This is a genomic window from Crenothrix sp. (assembly GCF_043729335.1).
In the GTDB taxonomy this organism is placed as follows: Bacteria; Pseudomonadota; Gammaproteobacteria; order Methylococcales; family Methylomonadaceae; genus Crenothrix.
The window spans coordinates 14689-38561 of sequence record NZ_JAYTLQ010000029.1 but is presented as its reverse complement, the minus strand read 5'-3'; the positions used below and the strand labels follow the sequence as shown (position 1 = coordinate 38561).

Annotated in this window: 20 protein-coding genes; 11 read left to right on the top strand and 9 right to left on the bottom strand. The window is 45.2% G+C overall.

The genetic code is table 11. The annotated features are described in order from the left end of the window. Positions 1-54 precede the first annotated feature (54 nt). The 3 genes from ACHZC4_RS07300 to ACHZC4_RS07290 all read left to right on the top strand — a co-directional run bounded on the left by ACHZC4_RS07300 (position 55) and on the right by ACHZC4_RS07290 (position 4612). Positions 55-1698 carry a M12 family metallo-peptidase gene (locus ACHZC4_RS07300; RefSeq protein ID WP_394753174.1) on the top strand — a complete coding sequence of 548 codons (1644 nt, stop codon included), beginning with the start codon at positions 55-57 and terminating at the stop codon, positions 1696-1698. A 621-nt stretch (positions 1699-2319) separates the two neighbouring features. After that, entirely contained in the window at positions 2320-3195 is an 876-nt protein-coding gene (locus tag ACHZC4_RS07295) for a calcium-binding protein (RefSeq protein ID WP_394753173.1), read from the top strand. A gap of 247 nt (positions 3196-3442) precedes the next feature. Next, positions 3443-4612, top strand: coding sequence for a hypothetical protein (locus ACHZC4_RS07290; protein WP_394753172.1), 1170 nt, complete (start codon positions 3443-3445; stop codon positions 4610-4612). Here ACHZC4_RS07290 and ACHZC4_RS07285 read toward each other — a convergent pair. Beyond that, entirely contained in the window at positions 4607-4831 is a 225-nt protein-coding gene (locus ACHZC4_RS07285; RefSeq protein ID WP_394753171.1) for a LuxR C-terminal-related transcriptional regulator, read from the bottom strand. The two genes, ACHZC4_RS07290 and ACHZC4_RS07285, sit on opposite strands and share 6 nt — an antisense overlap. A gap of 729 nt (positions 4832-5560) precedes the next feature. On the opposite strand from ACHZC4_RS07285, the gene ACHZC4_RS07280 reads away from it, so the two are divergent. The 6 genes from ACHZC4_RS07280 (at position 5561) to ACHZC4_RS07255 (ending at position 12161) form a co-directional block, all read left to right on the top strand. After that, positions 5561-5896, top strand: coding sequence for a transposase (locus ACHZC4_RS07280; protein ID WP_394753170.1), 336 nt, complete (start codon positions 5561-5563; stop codon positions 5894-5896). Positions 5897-6407: 511 nt separating this feature from the next. Further along, a complete protein-coding gene (locus ACHZC4_RS07275) occupies positions 6408-7745 on the top strand; it encodes an FAD-binding oxidoreductase (protein ID WP_394753169.1) in 1338 nt (445 codons plus the stop codon). Between the two features lie 51 nt (positions 7746-7796). After that, positions 7797-8807, top strand: a complete 1011-nt coding sequence (locus tag ACHZC4_RS07270; protein WP_394753168.1) for a pyridoxamine 5'-phosphate oxidase family protein — start codon at positions 7797-7799, stop codon at positions 8805-8807. 357 nt (positions 8808-9164) lie between these two features. Continuing rightward, positions 9165-10199: a GlxA family transcriptional regulator gene (locus ACHZC4_RS07265; RefSeq protein WP_394753167.1), complete on the top strand. Its 1035-nt coding sequence runs from the start codon at positions 9165-9167 to the stop codon at positions 10197-10199. Positions 10200-10356: 157 nt separating this feature from the next. Continuing rightward, positions 10357-11031, top strand: a complete 675-nt coding sequence (locus ACHZC4_RS07260) for a formyltransferase family protein (RefSeq protein WP_394753166.1) — start codon at positions 10357-10359, stop codon at positions 11029-11031. 164 nt (positions 11032-11195) lie between these two features. Continuing rightward, entirely contained in the window at positions 11196-12161 is a 966-nt protein-coding gene (locus ACHZC4_RS07255) for an enoyl-CoA hydratase/isomerase family protein (RefSeq protein ID WP_394753165.1), read from the top strand. A gap of 130 nt (positions 12162-12291) precedes the next feature. On the opposite strand, the gene ACHZC4_RS07250 is transcribed toward ACHZC4_RS07255, so the two are convergent. From ACHZC4_RS07250 to ACHZC4_RS07240, 3 genes are all read right to left on the bottom strand, one after another. Further along, complete coding sequence (locus ACHZC4_RS07250) at positions 12292-13218, bottom strand: TIGR00730 family Rossman fold protein (RefSeq protein WP_394753164.1); 927 nt, start codon at positions 13216-13218, stop codon at positions 12292-12294. A gap of 74 nt (positions 13219-13292) precedes the next feature. Continuing rightward, a complete protein-coding gene (locus tag ACHZC4_RS07245; protein ID WP_394753163.1) occupies positions 13293-13772 on the bottom strand; it encodes a hypothetical protein in 480 nt (159 codons plus the stop codon). 44 nt (positions 13773-13816) lie between these two features. After that, on the bottom strand, positions 13817-14944 hold the full coding sequence (locus ACHZC4_RS07240) for an inorganic phosphate transporter (protein WP_394753162.1): 1128 nt from the start codon (positions 14942-14944) through the stop codon (positions 13817-13819). Positions 14945-15175: 231 nt separating this feature from the next. Here ACHZC4_RS07240 and ACHZC4_RS07235 point away from each other — a divergent pair, with 231 nt between their 5' ends. Next, positions 15176-19246, top strand: coding sequence for a hypothetical protein (locus ACHZC4_RS07235; protein ID WP_394753161.1), 4071 nt, complete (start codon positions 15176-15178; stop codon positions 19244-19246). Between the two features lie 35 nt (positions 19247-19281). On the opposite strand, the gene cobT is transcribed toward ACHZC4_RS07235, so the two are convergent. From cobT to ACHZC4_RS07220, 3 genes are all read right to left on the bottom strand, one after another. Then, positions 19282-20331 carry a nicotinate-nucleotide--dimethylbenzimidazole phosphoribosyltransferase gene (gene cobT, locus ACHZC4_RS07230; protein WP_394753160.1) on the bottom strand — a complete coding sequence of 350 codons (1050 nt, stop codon included), beginning with the start codon at positions 20329-20331 and terminating at the stop codon, positions 19282-19284. After that, on the bottom strand, positions 20322-20975 hold the full coding sequence (gene bluB, locus ACHZC4_RS07225; protein ID WP_394753159.1) for a 5,6-dimethylbenzimidazole synthase: 654 nt from the start codon (positions 20973-20975) through the stop codon (positions 20322-20324). Before bluB ends, cobT begins: the two co-directional genes overlap by 10 nt. Before the next feature lie 142 nt (positions 20976-21117). Further along, positions 21118-21792 carry a hypothetical protein gene (locus tag ACHZC4_RS07220; RefSeq protein ID WP_394753158.1) on the bottom strand — a complete coding sequence of 225 codons (675 nt, stop codon included), beginning with the start codon at positions 21790-21792 and terminating at the stop codon, positions 21118-21120. 400 nt (positions 21793-22192) lie between these two features. On the opposite strand from ACHZC4_RS07220, the gene ACHZC4_RS07215 reads away from it, so the two are divergent. Next, a complete protein-coding gene (locus tag ACHZC4_RS07215) occupies positions 22193-22888 on the top strand; it encodes a type 1 glutamine amidotransferase domain-containing protein (protein ID WP_394753157.1) in 696 nt (231 codons plus the stop codon). 70 nt (positions 22889-22958) lie between these two features. Here ACHZC4_RS07215 and ACHZC4_RS07210 read toward each other — a convergent pair whose 3' ends face one another. Then, positions 22959-23246: a type II toxin-antitoxin system RelE/ParE family toxin gene (locus tag ACHZC4_RS07210; protein WP_394753156.1), complete on the bottom strand. Its 288-nt coding sequence runs from the start codon at positions 23244-23246 to the stop codon at positions 22959-22961. Then, positions 23233-23796 carry a type II toxin-antitoxin system ParD family antitoxin gene (locus ACHZC4_RS07205; protein WP_394753155.1) on the bottom strand — a complete coding sequence of 188 codons (564 nt, stop codon included), beginning with the start codon at positions 23794-23796 and terminating at the stop codon, positions 23233-23235. Before ACHZC4_RS07205 ends, ACHZC4_RS07210 begins: the two co-directional genes overlap by 14 nt. Positions 23797-23873 lie beyond the last annotated feature (77 nt).

The following is a 23873-nucleotide window of genomic DNA, read 5'->3' as shown; positions in this document are numbered from 1 at the left end:
CTACAGCCGAATAAACAAATTCGGTACAATTTTGACTTAGTAGAGATATTTATAATGAGAAATAAAACAAGGCACTATTCAACACTGCTCGGAGCAATTTCTTTAGCCAGCATCGCTGTTCAGCCCGCGCTTGCTCAAGAAATAGCCCCGTCCAGTCTGGGCGAGGATTTTAAAATTCTGCACCATGAACCCCTAAACAATATCCGTTTTAGCACACCTGAAGCTTCAAAAAATTCGCGGATCGCTGCAAAGATGGCTCCCGCGACCACAGTGTCGTTAAAAGCCTTTGGCAAACAATTCGACTTGGCACTTGAATCTAATGATCAACTGGTAGCTAATTTGCCCACGGCGCAAAAGAACCGTCTTAAAAAATCGATGCAGCTGTACAAAGGTAAGTTAACCGGCGTACAGGGTTCGTGGGCCAGAATTAATAAAGCCGGTGAAAAAATCACTGGCGCATTTTGGGATGGTAAGGAGCTCTATATCATCGATAGCTCAGATGACGTCGCCAAAGCCCTTGCCGGTAGACAATTGGCAAAAGCAGCCAGCAAGCCGTATTCACTTATCTACAAGCTTTCTGAAACAGAATCTGATGCCACTTGTGCTTTAGACCCCAAAGCCAAAAGTGTTCATAAGTTTCAAAAACTGGTAGGCGAACTGCAAACACGCGCTAAAGCCTTGCCTGCAACGGCCCGTCAGCTTGATGTCGCTATTGTTACCGATGCGAAATTCACCCAGGCGAATAGTGCAAACCCACAAGCAGCCGTGGTTGCCCGCATGAATGTTGTCGATGGCATTTATTCAGATCAAGTGGGTGTTCATATCAATGTCAGCGAAATAAGAGCATTAACCAATGATGGGGCGATGACTTCGACAAGCTCGACAACACTGCTTAATCAGTTTTCCAGTTTTACCAAGGCGCCTGGTTTTAATAACCCGGGTATTGCACATCTTTTCACCAGCCGCAATATCGATGGCTCTACCGTGGGCATAGCCTATATTGGCGCGCTGTGCTCCAAAGCTTATGGTGTGGGGTTAAGTCAGATAACGGGAACCGGTACGGCAGGGGCTTTAACGGTTGCCCACGAAATGGGGCATAATTTTGGCGCACCACATGATGCCCAAAGTGGATCAGCTTGTGCGAGTACGCCAGGCAATTACATCATGAATCCATTCTTGAATAATACTAGCCAATTTTCCCCCTGTAGTCTGCAACAGATGTCCCCCAATATTGCCAGTGCCGCTTGTTTGACTAATAGCACTAACCCGCCCGCGCCAGCCCCAGCTCCAATCCCGGCACCTGTACCTGCGCCTACTCCTACAGGTGATTCAGATTTACGCCCTGTATTTCCGGTTAACCCTATTAACACGGTGAGATCTCAGAGTTTTAATTATCCTGTTGAAGTGAGGAACGGCGGCACAGGCGCTGCTGTGGGCAGTATTGCACGCGTTATTATTCCATCAGGGTTAACGTTAACCGGTGTTACTGTAAGTGCTGGTAAGGCTACGTGTACCCGTAGTGCTACGCAGTTGGCATGTAATTTGGGTTCGATTGCTGCCAATACAGCCCGCACAATTACTCTGAAGCTTAAAGCGGGAGCCACGGTAACCAAGAAGATCAGTGCTGTGCAGGTTGCTTCGGGTAGCGATAATAATAAAACCAATAATGTGGGTAAAGTGGTTATTAATGTACGTTAAAAAATAGATATTGTTCCCACGCTCTGCGTGGGAATACCGCTGGTGACGCTCCTGCGTCCGTTGGCTGGGCAGGTTTTTTTGCCTACCCACATTAAGATAAAAGGTGGGCAGAAAAGCGTTGTCCACCCTACTCAACAAGGTTTTCCCGTTCTTCTGAGCTTGTCGAAGGATGACGGGAAAGCCGATCATGGTTCGACAGGCTCCCACGAACGGCTTTCATGCTTACCACGAATTAATCAGTCATTTTTTTGCCCACCCCAATTTAATACCACACCCCTATAAATCCTAACCCACTGCATCCGTAGTCTTTTTAAGGCTGTTTTGCAACAAAAATAACGCCGTAGTTGAGTGGCAATTTATATCGTTCCCACGCTCTGTGTCACTGGTATTAAGTTAAGAGTACGGCTCTTTCTCCCTCAGGGCATTAAGTATCTACACAAGTTTCAAGCTCCTTCTGCGGAGGGAGGAGCTTGGGATGAGGGAAAATATAACGTGTTGATTTTATCCTCCTTACCCCAGTAGCCTGAACGTTAATTTTGTATTCATTTTTAAACAATGGCGCGTATAATTTTAAATGTTGCATAGATACAATACATTAACCTACCTATACGGGACATACCTATGGCCATTATTAACGGAAACAAATTAAATAATAAACTAAACGGCACAGCTAACAACGATACCATAAAGGGTTTCGGAGGAAATGATAGCCTTTCTGGGGACAAAGGCAGCGATAACCTTTATGGTGACGAGGGCAACGACAAGCTCTTTGGGGGTGCTGGCAACGATAATCTTTTTGGTAATACCGGCAATGATGTCCTTCATGGTGATGCGGGTAATGACAAGCTGACTGGCGGAGATGGCGATGACAGTCTTTACGGTGATGCAGGCAGCGACACACTTTTTGGCGGCATAGGAAAAGATACGCTTAACGGCGGCGTAGGCAATGACAACCTGTTTGGTGATGATGGCAATGACACGCTAAATGGCAATGCTGGCAATGATGTTGTCAATGGCAATGCGGGCAATGACCGGCTTTACGGCAATGCCGGAAATGACAAACTGGATAGCGGTGACGGCAATGACACCGTAAACGGTGGTGATGGCAAGGACATCCTTATTGGCAATACAGGTAAAGACATACTTTATGGCGGCTTAGGAACCGACACAATGACCGGTGGTTCCAGTGCAGATATCTTTGATTTTAATAATGTCAAAGAATCGGCTTTAAACCTCGCATTTATGGACATGGTTACCGATTTTAATCACGGGCAATTGGATAAAATTGAGTTGCACACTATTGATGCCAATACGGCTGCATCAGGTGATCAGGATTTTAAATTTATGGGTGCAGCTAAATTTAGCGCTGCTGGTCAAGTGCGCTTTGATGCGGCAAAGCATATTCTTTATGCCAGTAACGATGCCGATGGTGCAGCAGAATTTGCAGTGCAATTAAGTGCGGTTCCAAGCTTGCAAGCATCAGATTTTATTTTGTAGATAGCACCCTGACTTTAGTAGTGAAGGTAGATTATAGGAACGGAATTTTACTTATTTGCAATATCATATTTTTACGAATAAGCACTAAAAGTATGTACTTATTTCTGTGTAGCATGGGCTCGGCACAAAACTCATGGTACGATCAACGTTAACGTTGTATTACCACAATTTAACCTGGAGAAAAAATGAAACGCCAAGTCCACCTTATTCATTCAATTCTTCGTTATTTTCATAACGAGAAGTTAATATGAATACGATTTTTACACATGCTAGAGCTATTGTTAGCTTTACCATTGCCTTTACTTTGGCCGTCACAATAACAAATAATGCGCAAGCTAATGTCATAAAACAACCGCCTATTATTGCAAAATTACAAAAGCTAAAGCAGCCTTTGGCCAAAGAGACTAACAAATGGATGAAAAGATGGAGCGGTGCAAATCTTGAAGATCCGGGTTTTGTTTATACTGAACTCTCAGGTAGCACCGAAATTTATTTAAAAATCCGCAAGATAGATAAAACCGATCTGGTAAACGGTTATAAAAGTTATGGTACTTTTGTTACCGGTCATGGATCCTCAAACCCTGACACTGAAATTGCTTACTTTAACTTAGCGGCTATTCTGGGTCACGACGATATTATGCGCCCCGCAGCTCGCTATTCACTGGGCAAAAAAGCCGTGTTAGGCTTTAAAGCTTTGTTAGAAAAGGAACAGGCTACCCTAGAACCTGGAAGAAGACGCGATGTGCGTATTCCAAGGCTTTTAGACTGGCTGACCAAGCCGCCACTTTTAGGCGGCTTAAAAGCCAAAAAGCACGAAAGCTATGCTGAATACAAATTTATGGCTGATATCAAGCCTGGCGCAGGACGGGGCGAGCCTTTCAAAAACAATCCTATTATCAGGGCATTGCAAGCGTCAAATCCTCAACCTATTGCCAATAAGAAGATTTTGCTGCAAACCGGATATACGGGTAATCTGCTCCAACTTGCGCACGAATATTCTATTATCATGACCTTGGATGTTATTTTTCAACAGTGGGATCGTTACAATAATACCAATATTGGTTTGGCAACAGATGACACCAAGCTTGCCCATTTTTACATCACTGACAACGGCGGTGCAGATATGGTGGATGATCGGACTGATATAACCCGTAATTTAAATTATTTTAGTCGCTACGATCGTCAAAGCATTAAGAAACTCAAACAGTTATACCTTTTCTTGATTAATCCGACGCGGGGCTTTATGGGCTATACCAATGCCGAATTATTTGTTGCCGATCTTGGCTTATACAGTGAACTCAAACCCGCAGAGTACGTCAGGTTATTGAAGCGCAATCTGCTACTACTGCTTAACCATGTGACTGCAGTTGAGCGTAAGTACGGCGCTAATCAAGTCTATCTTCCGGATGCCTTATGATTTTTCTAATGCCAGCAACAGCGGCAGCAACTCTTCACGGCTATGAATGCTTAATTTGCTAAAAATTTTGCGGATATGGTCTTTAGTAGTGGTGAGTTTGATATGCAGACGTTGGCAAATCATCTCATTCGAACAGTTTTGCGCCAACAATAAAGCCACTTCTTTTGGTGTGCTGGACAATGGCACATCTTTTAGGGCGCGCAGGATTTTTAAAGTCAACGGTTCCTAGTACTCAGTCAATTTTGATATGTCAGATATGTTTTTGATTAGCGTGAGACCTACGAGGTTTTTAAAACCTCGTAGGTCTTTGCAACACCCGACAGAATAAAGATGACTGAGTACTAGTACTTCACCGTCATAACAATCATGCCACCAGGTTCATTATTTTGCTTATCCAGCCAATGAGCATAAAAGATAAAAGGCCGCGGCGATTGGTATGAATCAAAGACGGAGGTGACACGTAGTTACCCCGAAATATCCTATTCTGATAGCGGCACGCTGTCGCTAGCTTTGCTAATACCGCATTTTTTTCCTCGTTTAGATTTTCACCCCAATTTCGAATTACAGTATAAAGCTAGTAACTTTTGGGCTTCTGGGCATATAAATTCAATCTGGCCTTGCATGCTCATAATCATCATCCCCGCCGAATTTTTCTCATTTGGAAGTCTGTTAAATTTTCCATAGTCTGTTTTTTAAAAAAAGTAAGCAAAAACGCTCAACTACCCTCCCTAGGGAGGGCGAAATTTGCAAAATTTAAGTGTATGGTAAGCGAGTAGGACAATTAGTGTTTTTGGAGGTGGGATTTTTTAGGGAAGTAGGTTGTACAGTAAAAAAGAGAATAAAATCGTAAGGCATGAGGCTAGTTCAATAGATTTAGATTTTGTTCAGACGCAACCGGAATTTCAACCATTAGTGACATGGTATTTATTTCGAAAGCGAGCGTCAGCAATGAAGATGTTTCGAAAACATTATCATAATCCACAAGATAAGTTTGACCTGCTGTGCCGCCATCTTGAGCAGGGGGAGGCCGTGTCGAAATTGTGTGATGAAGTAGGCTTGTGCCCAGCGGTTTTTTACCAATGGAAGCAAACGTTTTTTGAAGCGGGTGAAGCGGCATTAGAAGATAGTCAGTTAGATAATGATAAGTTACAGCTACATCAACAAATACAGGTTTTACAGCAAAAAATATTGCGCATGAACGAAGACTTTGTCGAGCTTAAGAAAGAACTGGCACGTTACAAAATTAAACTTGGGATTTCCGGAAAGACGGATGAACTGAGTTGAAGGAGGTGCGGTGATAGCTGATTACTGAGCTTTAGCGCGGTAGGCTGGGTTGAGTCGGTAGTAATATTGACTCTGGTCGGATTCTTACTAATTGACCCTGCTAATGCGTATGCTAAAAAAGCGTACCGAGTACACCACTCGGTACGCAGAGTGTTTTTAGGAGGTGAGGCAGACAAAGCATTTCGCTATGAATAGTTTTTTGCAGAACGCATTTAGAAAAACTTTCTACTTCGGCTACAGAGTATCACCAGCTGCTTATTTTGTCTGTTAACTAACGCACATTCTTGGTGTGAAATAGTTCATATCTTTTTAACGTAATTAGGTTTACAGTTGAAAAATGTCGATTGAACTGTATGGGCTGCCAGTCATAAAATTATCATTATTTTTGGCAGAAAAAGAGGTTGTGCTGTCATGGTTTAACGGCAGAAACTGAGGGATTATATTAGCGTGTAGGACAGGTTAATGACGTTATCGCGATTGTCTTTAGGCATAGGTACAATTGGAGGGGGTTATGAATAATAAAGATAAAAAATCAACAGCACTCTGGGCTCAGCAACTGTTTAAGCAATCAAGTGCATCGATAACTGCACTGCAAAAAAAAGTCTATTTTGCTCATCGCTATCATGATGACTGTCCCGTGCAAGAACAAACTCAATTCAGTAGTTTATTTTCTAATGCCGGCATAGAACACTTAAGTTCACAGCTTGATGCGGGTCATTTACAACGACTTTTTAAAGATGAATTATTCATCACTAAAGATTACCCTGAGCCCATTGAACCTCCACACCCCAATGCTGCAAATTTAACGACATACTGCACTGTTCTAAATTGCTACCATGAAACAGCCGATACCAAAACTTTTCGTCTGGGCACACAATACGGTCGTACGCTGGATTATTTGCCCGGGCAATATATTACGTTGTCCGTGCTTATAGCAGGGCAGGAGTATAAGCGCTCATATAGTTTGGCCTCAACTCCCACCAGCCCAAGTATCCTTGAAATTACCGTAAAAAGATCACCGAACGGGGGTGTGGTTTCCAATTGGCTTCACGATAATCTAAAAATGGGCGATACCCTCAAAGTAAAAGGCCCATTCGGAAAATTCAGTTGCGTCAATCATGCCCCGCAAAAAATTCTATTTTTAGCCGCCGGCAGCGGCATCGTGCCCATTATGTCTATGTTGCGCTGGCTTGCTGATACCGAAGCGCGTGTTGATGTCATGCTGTTGCTGTCGTTTCGAACCCCAGAAGATATTATCTATGGCCATGAGCTCAAGCTGATCGCCGCCCATCATAAAAATATCCACTTAACTATTACCCTGACGGCAGATGCAACGGCGCTTACTCAGTGGTCTGGTTTGAACGGACGCATTGACGAAAAAATGTTGGCTCAACAGGTGGCAGATTTACCGGAACGAACCGTGTATTTATGCGGGCCTGAATTATTTATGGCAGAGTGCAAAAACAATTTACAGAAGCTGTCTTTACCCGCCGAACAATTATTTTGTGAAAGTTTTAGCGTCAATAGTCCAGTTACAAAAACGCCATATTACCGCGTAGCTGCTCAGCCACTGAGAAAAAAAACCGGCAATTATCGGGTCAAGTTTGCCAAATCTGGAAAAACCATTACCGCCGATGGACAGATGACACTGCTGGAGCTTGCGGAAAAATCCGAGATTATCATAAGCCATGAATGTCGCGCCGGTGTGTGCGGCGAGTGCATGATTAAATGCCGGAAAGGCCAAATTGAAATGACACCGCAGGCAGAAATTGACGATTTTGACAGAAAAAAAGGTTGGGTTTATGCCTGTTGTGCTTATCCGGTTTCTAATGTTGTGTTGGATATTTAAAAAGAATCTAAAGACTTTATGGGAGTTAGCCAAAAATAAAGGAGAGATGATATGTTTCAATTATTTAAAAACAAATCTAAGGCAACGTTGCCGCCATCGCCATCGGTTACTTTGTTGCCAGGCTCACAAGGCGAGCATTGTTTGCAACAAAAATACGGTACCGCACAGCGGGCATTACGTTTTTATGACAAGCAGGTACTGAATTATTTATCGCCGGTTATGAAAGAGTTTATCGCCAGACAGGAAGTACTGTTTATTGCAACTTCGGATCAACACGGCGATTGTGATTGCTCGTTTCGTTTTGGCAGACCAGGTTTCGTTAGGACATTAAATGATAATTATCTGGTGTATCCAGAATATCGCGGCAACGGCGTAATGGCAAGCCAGGGTAATATTTCTGAAAACCCGCATATCGGCATGATTTTCGTCGATTTTTTTGCAAGTACAGTGGGTTTGCATGTTAACGGCAAAGCCAAGATAGTCGAGCATGACGGCTTACTGAAATTTCGCAAAGACTTACCACCCGATGTCATCGTGGAGATGAATACCGAAGGCAAGCACCGTCCGGAACGCTGGATTATGGTGGAAGTGGAAGAAGCCTATATTCATTGCTCCAAGCATATTCCTTTGCTAAAAAAAGCGGAAAAGGATATTGATTGGGGTACCGACAATGATGAACTCAAGCGCAGTGATTTTTTTGCGCTACAGGATATTCCGCTATATCAAAGAATCGGCGGCGAAGTGGCAATCCAGGCGATTAGCGAAGCGGTTACCCGAAAATTATTGCTGGATGACAAGCTGCGGCCTTTGCTGGATGAAATTAATCTCCAGACGCTTTTGGACAGGCAAAAACATTTTCTAAAAACGGCATTTGGGGCATATGGCATCGAAAAAGACGCATCGGAAAATCTACGTAAGTTTTATAGACAGCAAATTAATGTCCGCATGGATGAGACGCTGATGGACGTGGCGATAGGGCATCTTAATAAGGCGTTGGTTGAGTTGGATGCGCCGGAACATGAGATTACTAAGCTGATGGGCAAACTTAAAAATGTCCGCTGAATAACGGGAGATAAGTGAGGCTGCGTTGGGAGTCATATGTTGGCAGAAAAAGAGGGAGTGTTGGCATTGCCCGGCGGGAGAAACTGAGGGATTATAAAAACCGGCTATCCAATTAAAGTAAGGCAAAGTGGGGTGACGATAGGAACCCCAACATTAAGAGCATCGTATCGTTGGGGTTCGTTACCTACAAACCTACCGCCGTAATACTACACTTTGCCCCACCTTAATTGGATAGCCGAAAAATTCGAGATGATGTTTTTGCATTACTATCAATGCTAAGCCATGATCTGAAATTTAGTCCATTCAGCAAGTGCTTGTGTTGCCATTAAGTTAATATTTTTTTATCCGGATGAATAAATGAAACCACTATTCCCCATTACGCCAACAAGTGAATCAAAAATAAGAAACGTGGGCATTGTCGCATTTCCCGGCGTTGAAATTATTGATGTTACCGGGCCTATGGAAGTGTTTGCTTTTGCTAACATCGGCTTGCAGCAATCGGGCGTATCACCTGAGCCTGCTTATTCCATAGAGCTGTTAGCGGCACAAGCAGGGCCGCTGATGTCCTCTTGTGGCCTTCAAATTATTGCTAATCGGAGCTATAGCGAGGTACAAGAAGGTATGGATACCTTAATGATTGCCGGTGCCCCCGATATAGATTGTCTGTTATGCGACCCTGAGTTACAAGACTGGGTTCGTGCCATGGCACCGAAAGTCAGACGACTGGCATCCGTATGTACGGGTGCTTTTTTACTGGCCGAAAGTGGGCTTTTGGATGGTCTTCGGGCGACCAGCCACTGGTTGTATTGCAACCGATTGACGAAAGATTACCCTTTGATTAATGTTGAGCCGGATTGTATTTTTGTGCGTGATGGCAAGATTTCAACCTCAGGCGGCATAACCTCCGGCATTGATTTAGCATTATCCCTGGTGGAAGAAGATTGGGGTAGCGAACTGGCTTTAATGATTGCCCGTACATTAGTGGTGTTTCTCAAGCGACCTGGTGGCCAGTCGCAGTTCAGTGCCTATTTGACCAGTGAAGCGCACCGTCCTGAGGTGAGAGATTTACAGGCGTGGATTATGTTGCATTTAAGCGACGATTTACGGGTAGAAACCCTGGCTGAGCGCCTGTTTATGAGCCCTCGAAATTTTGCCCGTTTTTTCGTGGCAGAAACCGGTATGACCCCCGCCAAGTTTGTGGAAATTGCCCGTATTGATGCGGCGCGGCATTATTTGGGTAGCACTAAATTATCGATTGAAATGGTGGCCGACAAAGCGGGCTTTGGTGACACAGAACGCATGCGTCGTGCCTTTGTTCGCCAGCTGGGTGTTAATCCGCAAAATTACCGCGATCGTTTTAGTGGCTCTGAGTTACAGGCACTCAGAGCTTAAAAAGATAATTATTATTGTACTTGTTCAGTCCCCCTCTTTGAAAAAGAAGGGTTAGGGGAGATTTATTAGAAAAATCCCCCTCAATCCCCCTTTTTCAAAGGGGGAAGTGAATACTTACCTATTATTTAAAAACCGTAATATTACTAAGGAGGTTGGCATGCGTATTTTGCTTATTTCATCGGCGTTTTCTGGGTTAACCCAGCGCTTTTATTCTGAACTTGATGATGCCGGTTTCATTGTCTCCGTTGAGTTACATTCAGGTGATATGGGGCAATTATTAGAAGGCGTGACCTTGTTTAAACCGGATTTAATCGTGTGCCCTTTTTTAACTAAACGACTGCCCAAAGAAATTTATGAGTACACTAAATGCCTGATTGTTCATCCGGGCATTAAAGGTGATCGCGGCCCGTCATCTTTGGATTGGGCCATTCAGTCCGGCGCTACCGAATGGGGGGTAACTTTGCTGGAAGCCGATGAGGTTATGGATGCCGGCGCTGTGTGGGCGAGTAAAACTTTTCCGATGCGAGCAGCCACCAAAAGCAGTATTTTCTATCGCGAGGTGACACAAGCAGCTGTTGATTGCTTATGGGAAGCGTTAAGCTTTTTCGATGCCCCGCATTTTAAACCCGAAGAGCAAAATTACAATCGAGCTGATTACCACGGCGGTACTCTGCCAGCCATAAAGCAAACCGACCGTGCCATTAACTGGAAAAAGCATAAAACAGATGATATTTTAAGACGCATTAACGCCGCGGATGGCAGCCCTGGCGTATTGGATGAGATTTACGGGCAGCCGGTTTTTTTGTTTAATGCCATAAAGCATCCCATTTAACCGGAAAACCTGGAGACATCATTGCTACCGCAAATAATGCCATTTGCAGGGCAACGGTTGATGGTGCCATTTGGATAGGGCATTTAAAACCTAAGTTGGACGAAGGTACTAAGGGGCTAAAACTGCCTGCGACCTTTGTGCTAAAGAATGACCTATTTAAAAACATGCCGACTACGTCAATTTTAAAAAATTTATTTTCAAAGCCTATTAAGACGATAAAAATTGATTACAAAAGACCAGGCCAGCAACTACCTTGTCAAGAAATCTGGTATGAACTGGAGGGTGAGGCGGCGTATGTGTACTTCGCCTGCCATAACGGGGGTATGAGTACAGAGCAATGTCATTTACTGTTGTGGGTTTATCAACATGTAGCCACCTTGCCGGTTAAAGCCATTGTATTAATGGGTGGCGAAGCGTGTTTCTCAAATGGTATACACCTCAATCATATTGAGGTGGCAGGCAGTCCAGCCGATGAATCCTGGTTAAATATCATGGCCATTGATGATATTGTTTATCAAATTATTAACACGGTAGATAAGGTAACCGTGGCTGCCATAGCAGGTAGTGCAGGGGCAGGCGGTGCCATGATGCCTTTGGCAGCAGATAAAGTATTCGCCAGAGAAGGGGTGATTTTTAACCCGCATTATAAAAATATGGGTGAGTTGTATGGCTCGGAATATTGGACGTATTTATTACCTAAACGTGTCGGCCAGGAGATGGCACATACTTTAACGGAACAACGCTTGCCTATAAGCGCCAAAAAAGCCTGGCAGATTAATTTAATTGATAAGGTGCTGGATAAACGCTCGGAGATTTTTAGCTCGCAAGTTAAACAGTGGGTTAATGCCCTGATTACCGATGCTGAGGCCTTACAAAAATGTTTAATCGAAAAATCAAAAGCACGCTGCAACGATGAAGCCACCAAGGCATTGGCGACTTATCGCAAGTGTGAACTTACGAAAATGTATGAAAATTTTTACGGCGATGACCGTTACCATAAAGCCAGGCAACAGTTTGTCTACAAGATCTGCGATGATAAAACCACCCCTGAAAATATAGCGCTGCATCGGCAAAAACTGACGGGCGCCAGGAAAATATCTGAAGCGAGTGTCACTGAGATGGTTCGGTAGCTTAGAAACGTGCATGACACATTCGATCAAGTTTTTTGATGTAGGTGCGGATTTACTTATGCCCCAGAGGGTACCTGCACACTGGCAGGTGTACAAAATGCAGTAGGTAGTCCAATTAAAATGTGAACTATTAGAGTGGTGTTTTAGGGTCGCTGTGATTATCACCGTTAGTGGTATAGCCTGCAAGAATCAGTTCCCAGGCTTGTTCGGCGGTTTCGGCATAATCAATCAGTTTAAGGTCGTGGTGGCTAATGACACCTTCTTCAACCATCGCATCGAAGTTGATAATCTTATCCCAGTAATGTCGACCGAACAAAATAACGGGAACCCGCCGCACTTTTTTAGTTTGAATTAAAGTCAGGGTTTCAAACAGTTCATCCAGTGTGCCGAAGCCGCCAGGAAAAGCCACCAACGCTATTGCACGCATGAGAAAGTGCATTTTCCGGATGGCAAAATAATGAAACTGGAAACACAGTTCTGGCGTGATATAACGGTTAGGTTTTTGTTCAAACGGCAGGACGATATTAAGGCCTATGCTTTTACCGCCCACATCATCGGCACCTCGGTTAGCAGCTTCCATAATACCCCCGCCTCCACCGGTGACTACCACCAGATTATGCTCCAGCCTTTTGGCTTCTAGCGTAATGATCTGCCCTAGCTTACGGGCTTCATCATAGTAATGGCATTTTTCAACAATACGCCGGGCAGTTGCTACCTGCTGTTGATGGTCTGCATCGTCAGGTGCTGCACTTAACACCGCTTCACGTTCGCGTAATGTTTTTTCAGCCGCTGGTTTATCTGGAATACGGGCACTGCCGAAAATAACCACGGTAGATTGGATATTGTGTTCAAGCTGCGCCAGTTCTGGTTTGAGTAGCTCCAGCTGTAATCTGACTGGGCGTAATTCATCGCGCATGATGAAATCGAGGTCATCATAGGCCAGCCGGTAAGACGGCGATTTGCTTTGTGGCGTCCCGTAATCATAAGAGACGTTGGTAACATCCTCTTTGGCAGAGGGAAATGGGCTTTCACAAGGAATGCGGGTTTTTTTGGCCATGGGTGATTTTGTTTTATATTAAGGGAAACAATCAGCTTAGAAATAATGTGGATCAAAAACTTAATCTACTCATTCTAAGGATTTCGGTTCTCCAACGCCTCAATAATACTCACATACTCATCTACCTTAGGCCGGTACAAAAAAGCCCCTAAAGCCGACATGCCCAGCAATATATAAACGGTATTAAAATCATCGCCCAAAAAAAACATAACCACACCTAAAATCCCAACACTATGAATAAGCAGCATCGATACCACAATCGTTAACAAATAACGTTTATTGGCCGGTTTATTACCGGGCATGGTTTGATTTAAACGCAGTTGAATATGCCGTATAAGATTGGTCAACGGAAACATAACAATAGCCCCCACATAACACAGCGTTCTAATCCACATACGTTGTGATTCAGGTAACACGGCTGGCAATTCCCCCGCTTTATATTGATATTGACAGACAATAATATAGCCCGCCAATATAACCAGCATAACGGCAACAACACCCCAATGTGGGATAAGATCAGATTTTAACTGTTGAGCGGTAAAACGATTTGACATACTGTCTCTCAATAAAGAAGGGGAGATTTTTTAAAACACGATCATTAAACGGACGCATTAATCAAACTATAAGCAGCCGCTGCACAAGCTGCCGCACACGGTAAAGTAATAACCCACGCGGCTAAAATGGATAGCATCATGCCACCATTAACACTTCGATTACGTATGCCAATACCAAACAAAGCCCCTACCGATACATGCGTGGTAGACACCGGCAAACTAAATTTACTGGCAAGGATCACTAACACAGCGGTTATTAAATTAGCCGAAAGGCCTTGACCATGACTAATCGTAGTAATTTTATGGCTCATGGTTTCGGCGACACGACGCGAATTCAACACACCGCCTAAAGCCATCACGCCAGCGATTAAGATAATAACCCAGTGCACAGCAACGTTGGGCGCTAACCATAACAGACCGGCTATCTTGGGGGTATCATTTAAACCTCGCGCAAAACACACCGTACCGGCACTGAAAAAATGCAAGCCATTGACTACCCGCTCAACGTTAAAACCTAATAGCACTGCCGCCTGACGTTGTTGGCAATCGCTGGCATTGCCAACACTAATGTTTGACGCGTTATTTTGAACGAGCGCGGCTGATGTGTTTTGATTATTCATGATGCTTGCGTTAGCGGTTAAAGTGTTTTCCGTACACACGCATAAATCTTCGCCAATATTAAGCACTTGCCGGACTTGTTTTAAGCTGGAATAAACGGCTATGGATAACAGCACCGATATTAACGGGCTTAACAATAAAGGTAAGATAAAATTATTTTGCAAGGCTGCTAAATTGATGCCTTCGGGCGCGGCGGCTAAGGTGCTGCCAACAATAGCGCCAAGCAAAGCATGGGTGGTTGAGATCGGAAAGCCAAGCCGTGTGGCAAGAATAACTGTTAATCCGGCACCTGCGGCTACCGCGGTCATAAAAGGGATTGTTTGTATTAAGGTATCAGGCGCAACGCCTTTGCCAGAAAATTTAACCAGTAACGCGTGCGCTAAAAACAGCGCACACAAAGAGCCCAGCACGGTACAAATTGTAGCCCAGGTTAAAGCTCGCCGATAACTGGTCGTCCCACTGCCGTACAATGAAGCAACGCCTTTGAAGTTGTCATTGGCGCCGTTGGCAAATGCCAAAAAGCAGACGGCAATAAATAATAGAGTGGTTATCATTGTTGTCACCTTTAATTAAATGTAGTTTTTGTTTCAATCTGGTACGGCATAAGGATAATGCCATTAATAAAGCGTTTTGTCTTGCAGGATATGCTTTGTAGCGCTTCAAGCCAGGCTGTTAGCTATAAAAGCTGAAGCAAAGGTCAGTTAAAATACAGTAGTGGGCTTTCTATTAGCAGGGCTAGCAACTAGAATAAGTTGATTGGCTAGGATAATTATTAAGGGGGTATTATGCGTTTCAGGCTTTGGTTATGGCTGAGTGTGTCAGTTTTTATATCATGCGTACAGGCTGCGCCATTAAAACCGGAACAGGTACCTGAGCCGCTTAAACCGTGGGTGAATTGGGTGTTAAAAGATACGCCTGATCTGGGTTGTCCGTTTATGTATAACAGTTACGAGCAAAAACGCTGTAGCTGGCCGACCCAGTTAAATCTGGATTTTACAGCGGATAAAGGCACGTTTGCCATTAACTGGAAAGTCTACCAGGAAAGCTGGGTAAGTCTGCCCGGTGATCAGAAACGCTGGCCGCTTAATGTTACTGTCAACGCCAGAACTGCGCCGGTTATGGAACGTAACGGCGTGCCATCCATCAAGTTACCTTCTGGCAATTACACTATTAAAGGCGATTTTATCTGGAAAACCATACCGGAAAACCTGAGTATTCCCTCCGATACCGGCTTGATTACTGTCCGCATTAATGGCCAGGCATTGCCTGCGCCGGTGATTAAAGAAGGCCAGTTATGGTTAACCCAAAACGATATCGGCCAAAAGCAAGCGGTTAATAACCAGAATAATCTGGATGTGCAGGTGTTCAGGTATTTTAGCGATGACGTGCCGATGAACATGACGACGCGGCTGGTGCTTAATATCTCCGGCGAGCAGCGGGAACTTCGCATGGCAAAACCGGTGCTGGATGATTTTATTCCGCTCAGCATACAAAGCCCGTTACCGGCACGCATTGAGCCCGATGGCCAGCTATTGCTGCAAGTGCGTCCTGGACAATGGCAAATTGATATCAATGCCCGTAGTCGCAATCTAGTCAAGATTGTTCCCTTTAATAAAGTCAATGCCGATTGGCCCGAATCTGAATTGTGGGTGTTTGATGCCAAACCGGATTTGCGGGTGGTGGAGATTGAGAAATTAGCCACCATTGATGCCAGCCAAACTAATTTACCCGATGAATGGAAACATCTGCCCACTTATAAAATCAACCAGGGTCAGGTAATGGGCTTTAAAGTCATCCGTAGCGGTGATCCTGAACCTGAGCCCAATCAGCTTAATCTGAATAAAAAGCTGTGGCTGAATTTTGATGGCGACGGCTATACCGTTAACGATGTCATCACTGGCATTATGACCCGCGATTGGCGCTTGAACGCGTTGCCAAAAACTCAATTGGGTAAGGTAATGCTGGACGGCAATAACCAGCTCATTACCTTACAGGCAGACTCTGGTAAGCAAGGTGTGGAAGTACGTAAAGGTGCGATTAACCTGGATGCCGATAGCCGTGTGCTGGGTAATATCAGTGCCATTAGTGCGGTGGGCTGGGAGCAAAGTTTCCGCAATGTCAGTGCTGAATTGAATTTACCCCCAGGCTGGCGATTACTGGCAGCTACCGGCGTCGATAACGTACCCGACAGCTGGATTTCGCGGTGGAATTTGCTGGATTTCTTTTTGGTATTGATTGCAGCGTTGGCGATAGCCAAATTATTTGATGTGAAATGGGGCGTATTTGCTTTAGTCACGCTGGCGTTAATCTGGCATGAGCCGGGAGCGCCGCGTTATGTCTGGTTGTTTATTTTGGCGGCTACGGCGTTAATAAAAGTATTGCCAGTCAATCGGTTTTCTAAGCTGATCGATAGCTTTCGGTGGGTGTTTGGCCTTGTGCTGATTTTAATTACCTTGCCTTTTATGGTTACTCAGGTGCGGACGGGGCTTTATCCACAATTAGAATATCCTTCACAAAGTATTAACTATCAGCAATCGTCTGTCGCTCAGTCTGCACCGGCACCAGTTATGAATGATGCCGCTGTGGTCGGTGAAGAGCGTGTGGAGAGTATGGCTAAGTCGGCAATAGCCCCTGAATATAAATCTAAAAGTGATTATGCATCGAGTGCAGGTGCTGTAACCAATTTTGAACGCATCGATCCCAAAGCCAAAGTACAAACGGGACCGGGCTTACCCCAATGGCAATGGCATAAAATCATGCTGTCGTGGAATGGCTCGGTGGATGCTGGCCAACAAATGCGCTTATGGTATTTGTCCCCTTTGATGAGTATGTTGCTTAATTTCATACGTGTGGGATTGGTGCTGGCTTTAGCGTTACGGCTGTTTGGTTTTCTGGATAAAATTAAATTTAACCCAAAAGCACTGTTACCTGCATTGGTGTGGTTCTCGGTGTTACCTTTATTGGCTACGCCTACCCAACAAGCTCATGCCGATTTCCCCGCACAAGCGATACTGGATGAATTAAAAACCCGCTTGCTGGAAGCGCCTGATTGTTTGCCAGCGTGTGCGCAAATTCCACAAATGAAAGTAGTGATTAACGACAAAGAACTGGCGATTACCTTGCAAATTCATGCCCAGCAATCGGTGGCTATTCCTTTGCCGGTGGATTATGAGCAATGGTTTCCTAATCAAGTGATGGTTGATGGCGCAGTGGCGCAAGGGCTGTATCGGGACAACAATGGCTTGTGGATTAATCTACCTGAAGGTGGCCATCAAGTGCTATTACGCGGCGTGCCGCCGTTGCTAGGCAGCTTTACGCTGCCGTTTGCGCTTAAGCCCAATCAAGTTAATGTAGAGCGTACCGACTGGGATGTGAGCGGTATACAAGATAACGGCCAAGTGGAAAACCAGCTGCAATTTACTCGTGTGGCCAAACCCATCGAGGCTACCGGTACAACACCTGCGCAGTTATCCAGTGTCAATTTACCGCCGTTTGTAAGACTTGAGCGGCAATTACAATTGGGTCTGGATTGGCGTGTCATCACCCGGATGCTACGCTTATCGCCTGCGGATTCGGGGATTATTTTAAGCGTTCCTTTGTTGGCAGGTGAGTCGGTTACCACGCCAGGGGTTGTGGTTAAATCGGGTATGGTTGAAGTCAATATGGCCGCTCAGCAAACCGAGTTGCAATGGGAATCTACCCTGGAAAAAGCCGATACTTTATCTTTGCTTGCTGCGCAAACCGATCAGTGGGTTGAAGTCTGGCAGGCTAATATCAGCCCTATCTGGCATGTCGTGCCTACGGGTATTGCCATGATGCACTTGCAAAGTGAAGGCCAATGGTTGCCGGAATGGCATCCCTGGCCCGGTGAAACACTCAGCTTGCAAATTACCCGACCGCAATCAGTGGAAGGCCAGACCTTAACCATAGATAACAGTGATGTGCAGGTAACGCCGAGCATTAGAAGTCAGGATACCGCATTAAAGCTTACCCTGCGCAGTTCGCAAGGCTCGCAGCATACGTTAATGTTGCCGGAGACGGCGACGCTGCAATCAGTGTTGATCAATGGCCAGTCTTTGCCAATTCGTCAGGAAGGCAGAAAACTGACCTTGCCGGTTAATCCAGGCAGGCAGGAGGTTGAGGTCAATTGGCAAGAGCCGGTTGCTATGCGGATGCTGTTGACGACACCGCAAATTGATTTGGGGCGCGATAGCGTTAACAGTAATCTGCATGTTAATTTGGCTGAAAACCGCTGGCTGTTGTTTGCTTTTGGCCCGACGATGGGGCCGGCGGTGTTGTTTTGGGGCGTGTTGATTGTGCTGTTGCTGCTGTCCGTAGGCTTGGGAAAAGTGCCACTGACGCCGCTCAAAGCGAGGCATTGGTTTTTATTACTTGTTGGGCTTAGTCAAATTCCGCAGGAATTTGCGGGTGTAGTGATTGTCTGGTTGCTGTTGCTGGGCTGGCGATCTCGGCAAACAGCGTCAGAGTTTAATTACTTTAATGCCTTGCAAGCTGCGTTGGCTATGTTGACGTTGCTGTCGCTAGGGGTGTTGTTGTTTGCAGTCGGGCAGGGCTTGTTAGGGGCATCGCCGGATATGCAAATCACGGGCAATCAGTCCACAGCCAATCATTTAAACTGGTATCAAGATAGTAGTTTGTCTACCTTGCCTACCGCGACCTTAATCTCTGTGCCTTTGATTGTCTACCGTTTACTGATGTTTGCCTGGTCGTTTTGGCTGGCGGTATCGTTGCTTAATTGGTTGCAGTGGGGCTGGCAATGTTTTTCGCAGACCGGCTTGTGGAATAAGAAGATAACTAAAGTTAAGCCGCTGGGTTTTGATGAGGAATCAAAATAGTCGAGCTTATCGTAGAGACGCAAGATTTTGCGTCTCTACAACGGCGTATTTTTACCCGCTACTTGGGCTTCATCAAACGTCGCCATGTCATTTAAAAACAAGACAGCAGATTGCACTAGCGGGTAAGCCAAAGCAATCCCTGAACCTTCACCTAAGCGCAAATCCAGCTTGAGCAACGCCTTACCGTCAAGATAGCTTAACAGTGCCTGATGGCCTTGCTCATTGGAAACATGGCTGAACACACAATAATCCAGAACGTTAGCATACAACTTGCTGGCTACCAGCAGTGCCGCCGTACCGATAAAGCCATCTACCATGCACAGCATTTTTAATTCAGCTGCTTTCAAGTACGCCCCCACCATCATGGCAATTTCAAAGCCACCAAAAGTGCTGAGTATCGTTAAGGGATCAGTAAGCGTTCCGTGGTGTGCTATTGCTTGTTCCAGTATCGATAACTTGTGTTGCAATTGGCCATCATCCAACCCCGTGCCTCGCCCTACGCATTGTGGCAAAGGTATAGCCGTTATGCACTGCATCAACATGGCGGCAGAAGACGTGTTAGCTATGCCCATTTCGCCAAAACCGATGCAATTGCAACCGGCGCTATAGCGTTGCAAAATGATGTCTGCACCGGCTTGCATGGCGGCTAGGCATTGCGTCATTGCCATGGCGGGTTGAGTTAAAAAGTTCTGTGTGCCTTTGGCTATCTTGGCGGCAATCAATTGCTCATGCGGGTTAATATCGGCATTAACCCCCGCATCCACTATCCATAGATCTAAGTTGTGTTGCTTGGCAAAGACACTGATGGCAGCGCCACCTGCCAAAAAATTGCTGACCATTTGCGCGGTGACCACTTGCGGATACGCACTCACGCCGGATTCGACGATACCATGATCGCCTGCAAAAATAATAAGACAGGGCTGGCTTAATTGCGGGGACAGGGTATTTTGGCACAGGCCAATTTGCAGGGCTAAAGATTCTAATTGTCCTAGCGCACCGAGCGGTTTGGTTTTGTGGTCGATTTTAGTTTGTAAGGTTTCGGTAAGTTCGATTGATAAATGAGGGATATTAAAGATTACGGACATGGGATATTCCAGCAGTTGTCAAAGAGCAGAGCCTTAAGGTTTTTACGTTCTGCCCAGCCTTGGTGTTCTAGCAAAGGCTTGTCATAAAAACTGTCCACATGGCCTAAGCATAATATGGCGACTGGGTGACTGCCTTCCGGCATTGCCAGGGCAGATTTTAAGGCTTCTGGCTCAAACAATGATACCCAGCCCATGCCGATGCCTTCTGCGCGTGCCGCCAACCACATATTTTGAATAGCGCAGGATAATGACGCTAAATCCATTTCCGGCAAGGTGCGGCGGCCAAAGATGTGCTGTTCGCGTGCCTCGCACAAAGCAGCTATCCAAAGTTCCGCGCAGTCCAATATGCCTTCTACTTTTAGCGTCATAAATTCATCTTCGCGTTCGTTCAAAGCTTTGGCGGTACAGACGCGTTCTTGGTCGACTAGGGCATGAATGTTTTTTCGTAGCTCAAGATTACTGATGCGCACAAACCGCCACGGCTGCATAAACCCGACGCTTGGGGCTGCGTGGGCGGCATGTAGTAAACGTTCTAATATGGCAGGATCAATAGGGTCGGGGCGAAAATGGCGCATGTCACGGCGTTCGTAGATGGCACGGTACACGGCGTTGCGTTCGGCATCGGTGTATGGGGCGGTGGGCATGATATTTTCCAGGATGGATCAACAGCCCTGTCGTTAATCTGGCAGTGTGGCTTAGCTAATCGCTGGGTTGTAAAAGCGGTTATTGGCAATATATGACGATCTACAGGGCAAAGCATTCATCATAAAAAGTTTGGGTTGCAGCTTATAGCACCAGTAACTTTTCAGCACAATCGGTATGCACTACTTCGCCGCTGCGTTGCAATACAAAAAAACCACGTTCTAAGGCTTGGCGTTTTGCATCATCATTAATGTGAAACGAGGCAATGCCACCATACAGTTTGTAAGCGTTGTAAATAGGAAACAATTTTTTGAAGTGCCGCATTTTACGTTCCAGTTTATCCAGGTCATTTTCATGGGCTTTGTATTTGACTTCAATAATGCCAACGGCATCCCCATTGGTCATTACCAAATCATATTCTTCTTGTATCTGGCCACGGTGCTTCGTCATATTCATGGTGATGTCTTCAAAATGAATTAAACCCAAATGCGTATTATTTGCCAGGCTATTAAAGAAAAATTCTTCGGCAACGTCGCCCTGATTTTTAGAGATATTACCCACCTGAATACCAATACGCTCCAGCTTTTCGTCAGTGCGTTTTAATTGTTCATCAGTGCGCTTTAATTGCTCATCGGTGTGTTTCATTTGTTCAACAGTGCGCTGCATCTGTTCATCAGTGCGCTTTATTTGTTCATCTGTGCGCTTTATTTGTTCATTAGTGTGTTTCATTTGCGCATTGGTTTCTTTTTGAGCCTCACGCAGCTCTTTATTGCCAACTGCCAAACTTGCCACCAGTTCTTTCAATTCGTTATCAGTCATTTCAGGGCTCCTGTCTAAAGCTATACCGGATTATAACACAACAAAAATGGCTGCCGTTTTGTAGGCTGACTTCAGGTAATCGTCAGTTTGCCGGATGCGGTGCCTACGGGTTTTTAGTTTTGTAGCTTGCGTAGGATGAGCAAATCGTAGGATGTGTCGACGCAAGATAGCACAACGCGGGCGATTGGTGTGCTCTACTTAAAATGTGGAGAATATGAAATATTTCAAGTTCTTAAAATGAATTTTTTAAAAAACATCAAGTCTGTAAATTATAGTGAATTTAAAGTTTTAATTTTAATAAGTTAAATCAACATTTTACATCGTCCAACAGATTAGTCTCCACGTTTTTGACTTAATCGCAACTGTAGTTTTATAACCACCTGAACAAAGGAGAAATACAATGAAAATTCTGATGGTAATGACGTCTCATGACACACTTGGTAATACAGGGAAGAAGACGGGGTTCTGGCTGGAAGAATTCTGTGCGCCTTATTACACGTTCCTTGATGCGGGCGCTAGCATTACGGTCGCTTCCCCCAAGGGTGGCGAACCGCCGCTCGACCCTAAGAGCGACGCGCCCGAAGGACAGACCGAGCTTACACGCCGATTTAAGAATGATCCCAAAGCGCAGGTGGTACTGGCCAGCACAACGAAATTGTCCGAGGTGAAAGCGCGGGATTACGACGCGATTTTTTATCCGGGCGGTCATGGTCCGATGTGGGATTTGGCTGAAGATCCGATCTCGAATACTTTGATTGAAATGTTTTACAATGCAGGCAAACCTGTCGCGGCGGTCTGTCATGGCCCTGCCGTATTGCATCACGCGATGTTTAACGGCGAACCGATGGTGAAGGGGAAGCGCGTCACTGGTTTTACAAACACTGAAGAAGAGGCTGTACACCTCACTGAGGTTGTTCCGTTTCTGGTCGAGGACGAACTCAAGCGCTTGGGTGGCCATTTTGAAAAGGTCGCTGACTGGCAGAGTTTCGCGATTGTTGATGGCCACTTGATTACTGGGCAGAATCCGGCGTCTTCAACAGCGACGGCTCAAGAGCTAATAAAATTGCTGGCGTCGCTTTCGGTAGGTACAAGTTGACGTCAGCCTTCGGCAATTGCGGCTTATCGCGTTGATGGGCAAGCATCAGTAGCCGATCTCACCTTACGGGTTAAAAGATTTCATCAATGTTTTGCCGACCCAAGATATTGATGATTTCTACGGTATTGTCCCCCATACGATAGTAAATACTATCTACCCCACAAACACAGCGCCTGTAACCTGCCCGTATATAATCAACAGGCTGATATAGATAGGGATTTTCTGCTATTTGGTCAAAACGATTAAAAAGGGCATCGTAATATTTGTCCGCCTGAATTTCGCTGTATTCTCGAATACCTCGGTGGTAAATGCGTCTGAGGTCTTCTTTTGCAGCCTCTGTAATTTTATAGTTCCCCATTACGCCGTAGCTCTGCTTTGAACTCTGCGCGGATTTCCTCGGTAGTCTGGTTAATAAAGCCACTTTTTTCTGACGCGATGAGTTTGGCGCGTATCAGTTCAATCTCGCTTTGTTGTGTCCGCGCCTTTCTTATCAGGTCGTTTACAATCTCGCTTTTGCTGGAATATTCCTCGCGCTCAACTAGATTGTTTAGCCATTTATCGTTAGGTGCAGTAAAAGAAATGCTTTGCCGTATCATTAGTCCTCCTCTAAAGGTGCATTTTTGATGTAATTTTACACCAAAATTGAGCGGAAGACGGATAGAATAGCAACCAGAGCAGGCGATGGAATGTTTATAGGGTAGCAGTGGGGGAATCGGTGATTTTGGTTTCGCTTGACGGCTTTGTGCTTTGGGTCGACCGGGTCGGATCAGTTTGCCGTCTACGTGCAAAATAGCTTGTTCAAAAAATTCGTCCGTTAACTCAGAAATTTCTTCGCATTCATCAGGCTGTATCACATGAGCATCAATCCTGCTCAAGTCGCTGCCCAAAACGTGTTTGCTCTGGATCATTGGCTTTCCTCATAGAAATAATGTGGCAACCATCGGAGTTGAGTTTTTATTGACCCATGTAGAATATACAATGTAAG

Bases quoted from the DNA above. Each gene is read 5' to 3' on its own strand.
- ACHZC4_RS07300 (WP_394753174.1), top strand. From the start codon at position 55: ATGAGAAATAAAACAAGGCACTATTCAACACTGCTCGGAGCAATTTCT.
- ACHZC4_RS07295 (WP_394753173.1), top strand. From the start codon at position 2,320: ATGGCCATTATTAACGGAAACAAATTAAATAATAAACTAAACGGCACA.
- ACHZC4_RS07290 (WP_394753172.1), top strand. From the start codon at position 3,443: ATGAATACGATTTTTACACATGCTAGAGCTATTGTTAGCTTTACCATT.
- ACHZC4_RS07280 (WP_394753170.1), top strand. From the start codon at position 5,561: ATGAAGATGTTTCGAAAACATTATCATAATCCACAAGATAAGTTTGAC.
- ACHZC4_RS07275 (WP_394753169.1), top strand. From the start codon at position 6,408: ATGAATAATAAAGATAAAAAATCAACAGCACTCTGGGCTCAGCAACTG.
- ACHZC4_RS07270 (WP_394753168.1), top strand. From the start codon at position 7,797: ATGTTTCAATTATTTAAAAACAAATCTAAGGCAACGTTGCCGCCATCG.
- ACHZC4_RS07265 (WP_394753167.1), top strand. From the start codon at position 9,165: ATGAAACCACTATTCCCCATTACGCCAACAAGTGAATCAAAAATAAGA.
- ACHZC4_RS07260 (WP_394753166.1), top strand. From the start codon at position 10,357: ATGCGTATTTTGCTTATTTCATCGGCGTTTTCTGGGTTAACCCAGCGC.
- ACHZC4_RS07255 (WP_394753165.1), top strand. From the start codon at position 11,196: ATGCCGACTACGTCAATTTTAAAAAATTTATTTTCAAAGCCTATTAAG.
- ACHZC4_RS07250 (WP_394753164.1), bottom strand. From the start codon at position 13,218: ATGGCCAAAAAAACCCGCATTCCTTGTGAAAGCCCATTTCCCTCTGCC.
- ACHZC4_RS07245 (WP_394753163.1), bottom strand. From the start codon at position 13,772: ATGTCAAATCGTTTTACCGCTCAACAGTTAAAATCTGATCTTATCCCA.
- ACHZC4_RS07240 (WP_394753162.1), bottom strand. From the start codon at position 14,944: ATGATAACCACTCTATTATTTATTGCCGTCTGCTTTTTGGCATTTGCC.
- ACHZC4_RS07235 (WP_394753161.1), top strand. From the start codon at position 15,176: ATGCGTTTCAGGCTTTGGTTATGGCTGAGTGTGTCAGTTTTTATATCA.
- cobT (WP_394753160.1), bottom strand. From the start codon at position 20,331: ATGTCCGTAATCTTTAATATCCCTCATTTATCAATCGAACTTACCGAA.
- bluB (WP_394753159.1), bottom strand. From the start codon at position 20,975: ATGCCCACCGCCCCATACACCGATGCCGAACGCAACGCCGTGTACCGT.
- ACHZC4_RS07220 (WP_394753158.1), bottom strand. From the start codon at position 21,792: ATGACTGATAACGAATTGAAAGAACTGGTGGCAAGTTTGGCAGTTGGC.
- ACHZC4_RS07215 (WP_394753157.1), top strand. From the start codon at position 22,193: ATGAAAATTCTGATGGTAATGACGTCTCATGACACACTTGGTAATACA.
- ACHZC4_RS07210 (WP_394753156.1), bottom strand. From the start codon at position 23,246: ATGGGGAACTATAAAATTACAGAGGCTGCAAAAGAAGACCTCAGACGC.
- ACHZC4_RS07205 (WP_394753155.1), bottom strand. From the start codon at position 23,796: ATGATCCAGAGCAAACACGTTTTGGGCAGCGACTTGAGCAGGATTGAT.